Origin of the sequence: Amycolatopsis sp. lyj-23, from assembly GCF_046549135.1 — a bacterium.
Classification (GTDB): Bacteria; Actinomycetota; Actinomycetes; order Mycobacteriales; family Pseudonocardiaceae; genus Amycolatopsis.
Window position 1 is genome coordinate 574,749 of the sequence record NZ_JAJPWN010000001.1, and the last position, 12,297, is coordinate 587,045.

Consider the following 12,297-nt stretch of genomic DNA (forward strand, 5'->3'; position numbering starts at 1 on the left):
AACCAGGGCGAAGGCAGTCGTCGCGCCGCCACCACCGCCGCGCACCAGGTGCCTCCGGTCGTGCCGGCCGGTCCCGCTCGGCCGCCTCGCCGGGCGCAACGGACTGACACGGCGGCGAGTAGTTCTCGTCCCTCCGGGTAAGCGCGCAGTCGGCGATACCCGATCCGGGTACGCGCGGATCGCAACGGGCTGGAGACGCGATGTCAGGTGACGACGGGAGCCTGCCCCTGCGGTCCTCGGCCGGGAGCCGTACCGAACCGGAGGTGGAGGAGGCGTTCGACCGGATCGTCGCCGAAGGCCGCGACCGGCTCGGGCGTCCGTTGCTGCCGCTGGTGGCCACGGGCCTGCTCGGTGGCGTGGACGTCGCCGTGGGAGTGCTGGCCTACCTGGTGGTCGAGCACCAGACCGGCCGGCCGCTGCTGGGCGCCGCGGCGTTCACCATCGGCTTCGTCGCGCTGCTGCTCGCGCGCAGCGAGCTGTTCACCGAGAACTTCCTCGTCCCCGTCATCGCGCTGGTCTCCGGCATGGGTACCTGGCCGCGATTGCTCCGGCTGTGGCTGGTCACCCTGGTCGCAAACCTGGCCGGCGGCTTCGTGATGGCCGGCATGATCGTCGTCGCGCTGCCCGAGCTCCGCGACACCGCGGCCGAGAACGGTCTCCACTACGCCGAACTCGGCGTCTCCTGGCGCTCGCTGCTGCTGGCCGTGCTGGCCGGCGCGGTGATCACGCTCATGACCCGGATGCAGCACGCGACCAATGCGATGGGGGTCCAGCTCGTCGCCGCGGTGGCCATGTCGTTCCTCCTCGTCGGCGCCCAGCTGTTCCACTCGATCCTCGACTCGATCGTCATGTTCGCCGGCCTGCTGGGCGGCGCGGTGCACTATTCGTGGGGCGATTGGGCCGTCGCGCTGGCCTGGTCTTCACTCGGCAACATCGTCGGCGGCATCGGCCTGGTCACCTCGATCCGGCTGCTGCGGGTGACCCACCGGGTCGAAGAGGCCAAAGACGAACGGGCCAAGGACGACGCCCGGGCGGACTCCGGTGCCGATGCGGTCCGGCCGCCGAAGCCGTGAGCGCCGTCCACTTCGGACTGGTGTCCGGTTTGCCCACCGGCATCCGCCCCGGCCTCGAAGACACGATCGGCCGGCGGATCACCCATCCGTTGCGCAGCGCCCGATGCCGGCTTCGCTCACGCAGCGGAAGTACTGGGCTCCGCCCGATGGGCACCCGCGTAGTGCGCGGTGCCGATCGCCCCGGCGACCGCCAGGACGAACCCCGCCGCCGCCGCGGCGGTGAAGCCCTCGCGGACACGGTCGTCGAGCACCACCAGGCCGATGAGCGAGGACACCGCCGTGTTGGTGGTGAACATGATCGCGGTGACCGCCGTCGCCCGGCCGCGCTGCAAGGCCATCGCGAACGCCACCGCCGCGACGAGCCCGTTGACGATCATCGCCCACAGCGCCGGTTCCAGGACGAGGCGCCAGACCGGCCCGGACGCGTCGAGCGTCCTGGCCGCGACCCCGACGGTGCTGAACCCCAGCCCGGCGCAGAACCCCAGCACGATCGGCGACCAGCGGCCGTCCCGGCGCTGAGCGGTGAACGCGATCACCGCGATCACCACCGCCACGCCCACCAGCAGCAGCTTCCACCCGGACGGCAACAGGCGCGCGGGACCCGGATCCGCGGACAGGCCCAGCAGAACCAAGCCGATCGCACCCACCCCCAGCGCGGCCCACCCGGCGCCGGCCAGCCGGACACCGAGGATCGCGGAAACCGTCGCGGTCACGCCGACGCTGAACGCGAGCACCGACTGGACCAGGAACAGCGGCAGGCGGTGCAACGCGGCGGCGGCGAAGACGAACCCGAGCAGATCAACCCCCACCCCGAGGAAGTAGAGCGGCTGCCGGCGCAACGCGACCAGGTCCTGAGGCGAGCCGCCGAAGGCACCGGCCCGCCGGACCCCGGCCGACTCCAGGATGGAACCGCTGCCCGAGGCGATGGCGGCCAGCACGGCGAGGACGTATCCGAGGATCACCGCCCGAGTGTGCCAGCCCGTCCGCAACCGGTGCCCCGGGACCGGGCAACACCCTCGACGTCGCCCCCGACGAGTCGGTCTCCGACCGATCGCCATCCGGGCCGGCCACGCCGGCCCGGTGCCCGGACAGCTCGGCCGGCCGCGGTCGAGCTCCTCGATCTCGAGAACCTGGATGTCCGCAGCGACCGCTCCGGCCGGAATCGTCACCTTGCGTCGAACTGCGTCCTCGAAGGCGGCATCTTCTCCGGCCGGGCTGCCGGAGCGCACATCTCGTGATTACGCGATCCTCGGAACGGCCGGCGGCCCGTGCTTCACTTCCGCCGCTCGGGTGGCACGTACTCGAACGTCGGGCCCGCGGTCGTCTTCCCGTCGCCGGTGGGCATCTTCATCAGCGCCAGCCCCTGCTTGCGCAGCCCGAACATCGTGCCGACGGCATCCACCATCCCGCCCGGGTTGCCGCTGAACGCCTCTTCCAGCTGGTAGAGCAGCAGGCTGTAGGTCTGGTTGAACTCCTCCTGGGCGACGCGGATGGCGCTGCCCTCGGGGTGATCAGCGGTCCGCGGGTTGTGCCGCATCGGCAGCACGCCGCCGAGGTCGACCGCGATCTCCTCGCCCGTCGGGCCGGACTGCGGGGTGTCGCCGGTCCGGTAGCGACGGCCCACTTTCAGTTCCTGGAAACGGAAGTAGTGCGCGACCTCTTCACGCTCGGGGTGGAAGACGTCGCGGTCGCCGTCCCACACGTCCGTGCGCGCGGCCCCTTCGCCCTGCTCCACGATTTCCGCCAGCGCAGCCGACGCGGACTTCAGGTCGTGGACCGGCAGCACCTCGCCGCCTCCGCCGCGGAGGTGGAACTCGCCGATCTGCCGAGCCGGGTCGCCGGTGAACACCCGCTCCTCGCCCAGCTTGTCGCACAGCGTGCGCAATCCCTGCTCGATGGCGGCATAGAACTGCCCGATCGTGCGGTACTCGTCGGTCTGCGGCGGCGCGTCCGCCGACGCGGGCTGCTCGATGCGCAGGAACAGCTCCAAGGCCTCGGGCCCGAACGGCGCCAGGTGGACGTGCACGGACCGGTCGCCGTGGGGCAGCGGATGCGGATACGGCGGCAACAGGTCCGGCGTGTCGAGCTCGGGCGAGCCGCCGACGGCGTTGAGCAGGTTCGCGGCCAGGGCCAGGTGGATCATCTCCTCGGCGAGGACCGTGCCCACGACCTGGGTGGCTTCGGGGTTGCGCACCGGGTCCAGCGAATACAGCGCGCACAGGTAAGGCGGAATCGTCGCGTGCTCGAGTTCGATCGCCCACTGCAGGTGGCGGCGGAGATCGTCGATCGTGTCGATGGCGTGGGCGCCACGGGTGTCCATGCGGTGCTCCGGTTCGTCGGGTCGGTGTCGACAGCCGAGACAGGACGCCATCGCGCTTTGTGACAGCCGGGCTGTCCCTGTGCGGTCCTTGCTGCGGAACGACGTCCCGGAGCGGTCCCGGCGTCACCCGATTCGGGCGTGAACACTCGTTCGCCGATGATCCGAACGGGGCCGGCTTCCGCGACGCCGGCTTCCGGGGCCCCGGAAGCCGGCGTCGTAGAGTCGAGGGGTGACGGATTCCGGGATGAACACCGAACTCGGCGACCTGGCCGGCCTCGAGGCGGCCACGGCCGCCTTCACCCAGGTGCGGCCGCGCCTGTTCGGGATCGCCTACCGCATGCTCAGCAGCGTCACCGAGGCCGAGGACCTGGTGCAGGAGGTCTGGCTGCGCTGGCAGACCTACGACCGGTCCACAGTGGCCAACCCGGAAGCGTTCCTGGCGACGACCGCCACCCGGCTGGCCATCAACGTCCTGCAGTCGGCCCGGAAACGCCGGGAGACCTACATCGGGCCGTGGCTGCCCGAACCGGTCGACACCGCCGCGGACCCGTACCTGGGCGCCGAACGCGGTGAGGCGCTGGAGTTCGCGACCCTGCTGCTGATGGAGAAGCTCACCCCCGGCGAACGCGCAGCCTACGTTCTGCGGGAAGCCTTCGACTACTCCTACGCCCAGATCGCCGACATCCTGTCGTCCACCGAAGCTGCCGTGCGCCAGCTCGTCAGCCGGGCCCGCAAGCACCTCACGAGCGAGCGGCACGCGTCGGTGCCCGCGGCCGAGCAGCGGGAACTGCTGACCACGTTCCTCGCCGCCGCCCGGTCGGGCGACCTGGCCGAACTGGAACGGCTCTTCACGCCGGACGTGACCAACCTGTCCGACGGCAACGGCCGCAAGGGCGTCGCCCGCCGTCCGCTCGTGGGCAGCGTCCGGGTGGCGAAGTTCCTGCAGGCCATCTCCAGCTGGTTCTGGGACGACATCGAAGTGGAGTGGACGCAGGCCAACGGCCAGACCGCCGCCGTGCTCCTCCAAGGCGGCACCGTGTACGGGCTGCTCACGGTCAGCGCCACCGCCGAGGGCATCGACCAGCTGCTGTGGCTGGTCAACCCCGAGAAGAACAATGCGGTGTCGGCCCCGGCCTGACCCGCCGCCCGGCACCGCGGTTGACCGGGCCCGCGCGCCGGGCGGGCCCGGTCTCTCCTCACCGCGCCAGCCACTCCCGGTAGGTGGTCTTCGCGATGACGGCGCCGTCCTTGGCGATGAGGGCGTCGCCGGACGCGGCCGCGAACAGGCCGGCCCGGTCGTCGGTCACGACCGGACGGGGGTCACCTTGGGCGGCGAGGGTGATCCGGCCCAGCTCGTCGAGGGCGAACACCTCCGGCCCGGCGACGTTCCGGGTCCCCCGCAGCGGGGCACCCCTGCTGACGTCGGCGACCGCCTGGGCGACGTCGTCCGCGGCGATGGGCTGGATCCGCGTCGCGGGCAGGCGGACGGTGTTCTCGTCGGAGGTCCAGGACATCGTCGCGCCCATGAATTCGAAGAACTGCGTGGCCCGCACGATCGAGTACGGCACCGGCCCGGCCTTGAGGAGGTCCTCCTGCAGCACCTTGGCCCGGTAGTAGACCAGGTCCGGCACCAGCTCGGCGCCCACGATCGAGAGGATGACCACGTGCCCGACGCCGGCCGCGGCCGCCGCCTCCAGCAGGTTGGCCATGGTCGTCCGGAAGAATGCGGGCGAGGCGTCGTCGAACGTCGGCGAATTCGTCAGGTTGACGACGACGTCGACGCCCGCCAGCGCTTCGGCCAGGCCCTGCCCGCTGAGCAGGTCCAGCCCGGTGGACGGTGAGTGCGGGACGGCTTCGTGCCCGTCCGCGGTCAGGATCTTGACGACGCGGGAGCCGATGAGCCCGGTCCCGCCGATGACGGCGATCTTCACTTCCGCGACCATCCCTTCGCACTCAGTTCGCCCTCGGTCACGAGGTCGACCATCGGTTTGCCCGGTTCGCACAGCATGGTGACGGTGAACCGCACCGGGACGTCGTCGCGGTTGTTGCCGTCCTGGTAGTGGATGACGTCGCCGCCGGGCTCCCAGAACGCCTCACCGGCCCGGACGACCCGCGGCGGCTCGCCTTCGAGCTCGAACACCATCTCGCCCTCCAGCACGTAGCCGAAGGCCGGTCCGGGGTGGCGGTGCGGCGGGGTGCCGGGGTCGCCCGGCGGGTACTCGATGACGATGGTCATCGCGTGCGCCCCCTCGGGGACGAAGGGCGGTTTCGCCTCCTGCAACACGGTCAAAGACACGAGAGAACCTCCTCGAAGAACGGATACACCCGCTAGGACCGGACAGCCCCGCGGTTTGTGACCGGCGGACCCGTCACGTGCCGCGGTGTGGCGTGGCGAGGGTGCCGCTCGCCGGCGGGAGGCGCAGTTCGCGGCCAGGCCGAGATCGACGGCCGCGAGCCCGAGCACTTCGCCGGGAACTGAAATTTTCAGGGTGAAATGAATCTTTCACGGCATTGTCCTGCAGAAATGAATCGGACACCGGCAAGTCGTTGAGCACGACACGGGGCCGTGTTAGCGTTCACACTCACAAACCTCAGTCCAGCTCGCCGTCAATGCCGATGGGGGTTCCCTTGTCGCACAGGCAATCACGCACCGCCACACCCCCACGACACTGGGCTCCTTTGTGGACGGTCTGCGCGCTGATCGCGTCCTTCTTCTCCCTCGCGGCGCCGTCGAGTGCGGCCGCGGCACCGGCTCCCATCACCACGCCGCCGATGGGGTGGAACTCCTGGAACTCCTTCGCCGGGGCCATCGACCACACGGCCATCGAGCAGCAGACGGACGCCATCGTCTCCTCCGGCATGAAGGACGCGGGCTACCAATACGTCAACATCGACGACGGCTGGTGGACCGGGGCCCGCGACGCGAGCGGCAACATCACCGTCGACACCACCAAGTGGCCCGGCGGGATGTCGGCCATCACCGCCTACATCCACAGCAAGGGCCTCAAAGCGGGCATCTACACCGACGCCGGCCGCAACGGCTGCGGCTACTACTACCCCACCGGGCACCCCGCCTACCCCGGCACCGGCGCCGAAGGCCACTACGACCAGGACTTCCTCCAGTTCTCCCGCTGGGGCTTCGACTACGTGAAGGTCGACTGGTGCGGCGGCAACGCCGAAGGCCTCAACGCGCGCACGGCCTACACCCAGATCAGCGACTCGATCTCGCGCGCCACCGCGCAGACCGGGCGGCCGATGACCTTCTCCGTCTGCGAATGGGGCGGCAACCAGCCGTGGAACTGGGCGCCGGGCATCGCCAACCTGTGGCGGACCAGCGGCGACATCATCTACTGGGGCGAGCGGCCGTCCATGTCACGCGTGCTGGCCAACTTCGACGCCGCCCAGCACCCGGGTGCGCAGAGCCCGGGCCACTACAACGATCCTGACATGCTCGTCGCCGGCCTGTCCGGATTCTCCGACGCGCAGAACCGGACCCACCTGAGCCTGTGGGCGATCTCCGGCGCACCCTTGATCGCGGGCAACAAACCCAGCGACATGAGCGCCGCCACCCGTGCCGCGCTGACCAACCGCGAGATGATCGCCATCGATCAGGACTCGCTCGGGCGCCAGGGCACGAAGGTCGCCGAAGACGCCACGGGCCTGCAGGTCTACCAGAAGACGCTGGCCGGTACCGGACGCCGGGCCGTCGTCCTGCTCAACCGCACCGGCTCGGCCGCCACCATCACCGCCCGGTGGTCGGCGCTGGGTCTGTCGGGCTCGGCGGCCGTCCGCGACGTCTGGGCCGGTGCCGACCGCGGGACCTTCACCTCGAGCTACGCCACGTCGGTGCCCGCCGGGGAGGCGGTCCTGCTCACCGTCACCGGCACCGACGGCACTCCCCCGGCCGGCGGCGTGCCGATCACCGGCAAGCAGTCCGGCCGCTGCCTCGACGTGCCGAACGCGACCACCGTCAACGGCACCCAGCTGCAGCTGCTGGACTGCCAGGGCGGCCCGGGCCAGACCTGGACCCGCACGGCGAGCCGCCAGCTCACCGTCTACGGCACCAAGTGCCTCGACGCGTCCGGCCAGGGCACGGCCAACGGGACACCCGTGGTCATCTGGGACTGCAACGGCCAGGCCAACCAGCAGTGGACGGTGAACGCGAACGGCACGATCACCGGCGTCCAGTCCAACCTCTGCCTGGACGCCGGCAACCAGGGCACCGCCAACGGCACCAAGATCCTCCTCTGGACGTGCAACGGCCAAGCCAACCAGCAGTGGACCGCCCCCGCGGCCTGAGGTCACCGGTGGGCCGCCCCGCGACGGGCGGCCCACCGCGCGCAGCGACACGCACTCGGTGCGGGCCGCGAACGCCGTGCCCACCTGGCAGAACGCGATTGCCGCGAACGGCAAAGGGGGAAGGTGGTCCGGTCCGGTGTCCGCAGCAACCCGAGAATTCCCGGTACCAAATGCCGGTGTTTGACCGCGGGCGCCGAAGCAATCGAACATGCGAGCTATTCGTGAGCATTTGCGGCCATCGGACGGCATCCGTAGCCAGTTGGCCACCGAAATGGGTACCGCCGTTCGGCGGCTTGCCCGGATCCGCGAGCCGGGATGCGTTAACTCCCTTGGTCTCATATTCAAGAACCGAGCCTCACGCTGGGTACTCAATTACGGCGAGCAGAGCAGTGGGCTAGCCCAGAAGACGCGATGTGATGTGCGTCACTCTCTTGCATGTCGATTCCACCCATTGTGAGCGAGCTGTCACCGCCTCTACAGTGGCCCGCGTGCCTCGGAAAGATCGAGTCACACTCCCATCGGATTCGGTTGACAACCGTCACCACCTTCAAGGAGCAGGCTTTGCTTGGAAACGCCATGAGCAGTGGCCGGGTTCGCACTCGCCGCGCCACGCTCGGGCTCGCACTCGCCGTCGCGGCCGCCACAGCCCTCAGCGGCTGCAGCGCGCTCGGCTCGGACCAGTCGAACGCCTCGTCGAACGGAGGCGGCGGACTGGAAAAGGCAAAGATCAAGGTCGCGATCTTGCCCACGGTCGACACCGGACCGTTGTGGCTCGCCCAGGACGGCGGCTATTTCAAGGCCGAAGGGCTCGACGTCGAGGCGGTCATGGCCGCAAGTGGTCAAGCGGCTCTGACGAAAGTGGTTTCCGGCGAAGTCGACATCGCGATCTCCAGCTACTTCCCGTTCTTCCTCGCGAAGAGCACGGGCTCGGCTGACATCCAGCTCGTCGCGGACGCGACCTCGGTCAGCCCCAAGTCGGTCGCGATCGTCGCCGCGCCGAATTCGCCGGTGAAGACGGTCAACGACCTGCAGGGAAAGCGGATAGCCATGACGGCCAGGAACACCGCGAGCGATCTGCTGGCCAAGTCCCTGATGAAGGACCACGGCGTCGAGATCGACAAGGTGAACTGGGTCCAGAGCGCGTTCCCGAACACCACGGCGGCGCTCGGGTCCGGGCAGGTCGACGCGGCGTTGCTGCCCGAGCCGTTCCTCTCGCAGGCCGCCAAGACCATCGGTGCGATCCCGGTGATCGACGTCAACACCGGCGCCACGCAGGACTTCCCGCTTTCGGGCTACGGCGCCATCACGAAGTGGGTGCAGGCGAACCCGAAGACCCTCGCCGCCTTCCAGCGCGCGCTGCAGAAGGCCACCAGCGACACGAACAGCGACCGGTCCAAGATCGAACCGCTGCTGGTCAAGTACGCGAAGATCGACGGAGACACGGCCAAGCTGCTCGGCCTGCCCAGCTTCAGCGCCAAGCTGGATGCCCGGCGCCTGCAGCGCGTGCCCGACCTGATGCTCCAGATGGGCGCGATCACGAGCAAGGTCGACGCCGCGGCGATGATCGCGCCGCAAGCGACCAACTGACGTGTAGTCGCTTTTTCGCTGCGGGTCGTGATTGTGACGCCGGCGCCCGTCGTCAGCAGCAGGTCTCGGACCTGGTGCTGACGACGGGCGTTCCGGCGAAGCCGGTGGACTTCCCGGCGGTACCGAAGCGTCAGTACAACGACTTCTCCGCCGAAGTGACGCGGATGTGCACCAGTGTCGGACGCTTTTCCCGCAGGGCCGCGGTCAGCCCTGGGACCAGGTCCGACGGCTCGGTGATCGTCACACCGTGGCAACCCATGCTCGCGGCCAGTGCCGCGAACTCGATGCCGCCCAGGTGCGTGCCCGGCAGCTTCCCGCCGCCGATCGAGTCGCCGAAGATGCGGACCGCCGCGTACTCCGTGTTGTCGAGGATCAGGATCGTCACCGGGAGGTCGTGTCGCGCGGCCGTCCACAGTGCCTGGACGCCGTACATGCAGGAGCCGTCGCCGACGACGCCGACGACCTTGCGGTCCGGGCGGCCCAGCGCCGCGCCGACCGCGCCCGGGACGCCGTAGCCCAGCGTGCCGCTGGCGACGGTCAGGAAGCCCGTGTCCGTCGCCGTGATCGGCAGGTGGTCGTGCAGGACGCCGCGGTGGCTGGGCGCCTCTTCGACGACGATCGCGTTGTCCGGCAGCAGTTCGGCGAGCGTTGCGTAGACGAAGTCGCCGGTGAGCTGTTGCCCGCTCGGCTTCGTGGGCCGCGTGCGCGGCGGCGGAGCGGGCCGCTCGCTCCGGGCGACCGCGTTCAGCAGGGCGCGGATCCCGAGCTTCGGGGTGGCGCGGATCCCGGTGCCTTCGAAGGCGCGCGCGAGGACCTGCTCGTCGTCGCTGACGATGAACAGCGGCGGTAGCGGAGCATCGCCGCGTCCACGGTCGACGTGGTAGGTGAAGGCGGGCGCCCCGAGGACGACCACGAGGTCGTGGCCCTCGAGGCGGTCGGAGACCGCGCCGCGTTCGGGTTCCAGGAAACCCTGGAACAGCGGGTGATCTTCGGGGAACGAGCACCGGGACGACATCGGCGCGACGTACACGCCGGCCTTGACGCGCTCGGCGAGCGCGACGGTTTCTTCGACCGCGGCGTCCTGGTCGACGGCGCTCCCGACGACGATCGCCGGACGTTCGGAGCCGGCGAGCGCGGCGGCGAGTTCGCCGACGGCTTCGGGATCCGGTGCGTAGCCCCGGACGCGCGGCCGGGAGATGACGGGCCGCTCGGTGGTGGCGGTCCAGTCGTCGGCGGGAACGGACACGAAGACCGGTCCGGACGGCGCCTGCGTCGCGACGTGGTAGGCGCGCGCCAGTGCGGCCGGGACGTCCTCGGCCGAAGCGGGTTCGATCGACCACTTCACGTACGGCTTGGGGAACTCGGGAGCGGCCAGGGCGCCGAGGAACGGGTCGTGCGGCAGGAGTGCGCGGTTCTGCTGTCCGGCGAGGATGATCAACGGGGTTCGGTTGCGGTAGGCGGTGAAGAGGCTGCCGAGCCCGTGCCCGACGCCGCCCGCGGAGTGCAGGTTGACCAGGACGGCCTGGCGGTTGGCCTGCGCGTAGGCGTCGGCCATCGCCACGACGGCGGATTCCTGCAGACCGAGGACGTAGTCGAAGTCGTCGGGCCAGTCGGTGAGGAACGGGACCTCGGTGGTGCCGGGGTTGCCGAATACTGTGGTGAGACCCAATTCGCGGAGGAGTTCGCGGGTGGCGTCCAGGACCGTGCGCTTGTTCATGTCCACACAGTAATGCTTAGTTTTGCGAAGGAAATCCCCCAAAGGGCCGCCCGGACCCGGATCGTCGTGTCGGAATTCGGGTGGAGGACCCCGTGCGCCACCGTCAAGGACGCACGGGGTCCGGCCACTCGCCAAGCTCAGGAGAATCGAGGTACGGCGAGTGGCTCCCGGCCGCAGCGTTTCCACCGGCAGTTCGGCCGAGGGCACGAGAATAGCGATCTTCCGCCGGGCGCGGAAGGGGGCCCCGCCGATTCGTGCTTCGGCGGACAGCGGCCCTGCTCAGCCGCGTCGGCCACGCGCCCCGACCGTCATCCAGCTGTAGTCCACAAAGGATTCCTGCTCGTAGGCCGCGTACGCCTCGTCGAGAACCTCCCGGGTGACCAGGCCGGACGCGAGCGCGGGCTCCTCGACGAGCTTCGTCGTGTTCTTGAGCCACGCCGCCAGCGGTTGGCCACCCCGCGCCGGCAGGACCACGCCCTCCGCGGCGCAGTCGATCAGGCCGGCCGCCTCCAGCGGGACCGGCAGGGACCGGGCCCACTCCGGCGCGGTGCCGACCCGTTCCGCCATGACCCGCGCCAGTGCCGCCATGCTCTGGCGGGTCGCGGGGTGCGAGGACAACCCGGGCAGCGGGGTGCCGATCTCGATGAGCAGCCACCCGCCGGGCGCGAGCCACGTCGCCAGCCGCTTGAGCACGGCCTCGCGCTCGGGCAGGTGCTCCAGCACGAAACGGGTGTGGATGACGTCGAACTCCCCCGGCGCGTCGTCCGTGGTGACGTCGTGGTGCAGGACGGTCACCCCGAGGTCGGCCAGCGGGTCGAGGAACGTGAGGCTCAGGTCCGTCGCCACCACGTTCTCCGGGCCGGCGAGCTCGGCCATCCTGGCCGCCACCGATCCGGCTCCGGCACCGACCTCCAGGCAGCGCCACCCGTTCCGAACTCCGAGGCTGTCGAGCTGCCGGAAGCTGAACGGATCGAAGGCCTCTTCCAGTAGGCGGAGCCGACGGTGCTCGGCCTGCGCGTGAGTGTCGACGAAGCTGTTCCAGCCGATGGTCTGTGACATCCGGATTTCCTCATTCGATCAGATCGGGCGACGACGCATCGTACGGGCCGCCACACCGCATCCGACAGGGTCAAAACCCCATTTTTTTCCGCGTCGGACAACGCGGCCGAACGAACACAGAGGACGTGACGGGCGTCACTTTGCGGCACCTCGTTGGACTGTCCACCTCGGACTGTCGCGCCGAAAAGTCCAGTCGGGGGCCACAATGGAGCCTGACGTGAGACATTTTGCTGACCGCCATC

10 protein-coding genes are annotated in these 12,297 nt (G+C 69.9%); 4 read left to right on the top strand and 6 right to left on the bottom strand.

Going from position 1 to position 12,297, the window contains the following annotated elements; genetic code table 11:
- Positions 1 to 200: 200 nt before the first annotated feature.
- Positions 201 to 1,073, top strand: a complete 873-nt coding sequence (locus ACLJPY_RS02225) for a formate/nitrite transporter family protein (RefSeq protein WP_410586275.1) — start codon at positions 201 to 203, stop codon at positions 1,071 to 1,073.
- Between the two features lie 116 nt (positions 1,074 to 1,189).
- Here the strand turns inward: ACLJPY_RS02225 and ACLJPY_RS02230 are convergent, their stop codons facing one another.
- The gene (locus ACLJPY_RS02230; RefSeq protein WP_410586276.1) at positions 1,190 to 2,035 is read right to left on the bottom strand and encodes a hypothetical protein; all 846 of its coding nucleotides are present in this window, start codon (positions 2,033 to 2,035) and stop codon (positions 1,190 to 1,192) included.
- Positions 2,036 to 2,346: 311 nt separating this feature from the next.
- Positions 2,347 to 3,393, bottom strand: a complete 1,047-nt coding sequence (locus ACLJPY_RS02235; protein WP_410586277.1) for a ferritin-like domain-containing protein — start codon at positions 3,391 to 3,393, stop codon at positions 2,347 to 2,349.
- 229 nt (positions 3,394 to 3,622) lie between these two features.
- Between ACLJPY_RS02235 and ACLJPY_RS02240 the strand changes: the two genes are divergently transcribed.
- Positions 3,623 to 4,531: an RNA polymerase sigma-70 factor gene (locus ACLJPY_RS02240; protein ID WP_410586278.1), complete on the top strand. Its 909-nt coding sequence runs from the start codon at positions 3,623 to 3,625 to the stop codon at positions 4,529 to 4,531.
- A gap of 58 nt (positions 4,532 to 4,589) precedes the next feature.
- Here ACLJPY_RS02240 and ACLJPY_RS02245 read toward each other — a convergent pair whose 3' ends face one another.
- Together ACLJPY_RS02245 and ACLJPY_RS02250 are read right to left on the bottom strand one after the other, a co-directional pair.
- The gene (locus ACLJPY_RS02245) at positions 4,590 to 5,324 is read right to left on the bottom strand and encodes an SDR family oxidoreductase (protein WP_410586279.1); all 735 of its coding nucleotides are present in this window, start codon (positions 5,322 to 5,324) and stop codon (positions 4,590 to 4,592) included.
- A complete protein-coding gene (locus ACLJPY_RS02250; protein ID WP_410586280.1) occupies positions 5,321 to 5,689 on the bottom strand; it encodes a cupin domain-containing protein in 369 nt (122 codons plus the stop codon). Before ACLJPY_RS02250 ends, ACLJPY_RS02245 begins: the two co-directional genes overlap by 4 nt.
- A 383-nt stretch (positions 5,690 to 6,072) precedes the next feature.
- Here ACLJPY_RS02250 and ACLJPY_RS02255 point away from each other — a divergent pair, with 383 nt between their 5' ends.
- Positions 6,073 to 7,692, top strand: coding sequence for a glycoside hydrolase family 27 protein (locus ACLJPY_RS02255; protein ID WP_410586281.1), 1,620 nt, complete (start codon positions 6,073 to 6,075; stop codon positions 7,690 to 7,692).
- A 576-nt stretch (positions 7,693 to 8,268) separates the two neighbouring features.
- Positions 8,269 to 9,279, top strand: a complete 1,011-nt coding sequence (locus ACLJPY_RS02260; RefSeq protein WP_410586442.1) for an ABC transporter substrate-binding protein — start codon at positions 8,269 to 8,271, stop codon at positions 9,277 to 9,279.
- A gap of 130 nt (positions 9,280 to 9,409) precedes the next feature.
- Here the strand turns inward: ACLJPY_RS02260 and mdlC are convergent, their stop codons facing one another.
- Positions 9,410 to 10,996 carry a benzoylformate decarboxylase gene (gene mdlC, locus ACLJPY_RS02265; protein ID WP_410586282.1) on the bottom strand — a complete coding sequence of 529 codons (1,587 nt, stop codon included), beginning with the start codon at positions 10,994 to 10,996 and terminating at the stop codon, positions 9,410 to 9,412.
- Positions 10,997 to 11,275: 279 nt separating this feature from the next.
- Positions 11,276 to 12,055, bottom strand: a complete 780-nt coding sequence (locus ACLJPY_RS02270; RefSeq protein WP_410586283.1) for a class I SAM-dependent methyltransferase — start codon at positions 12,053 to 12,055, stop codon at positions 11,276 to 11,278.
- Positions 12,056 to 12,297: the final 242 nt, after the last annotated feature.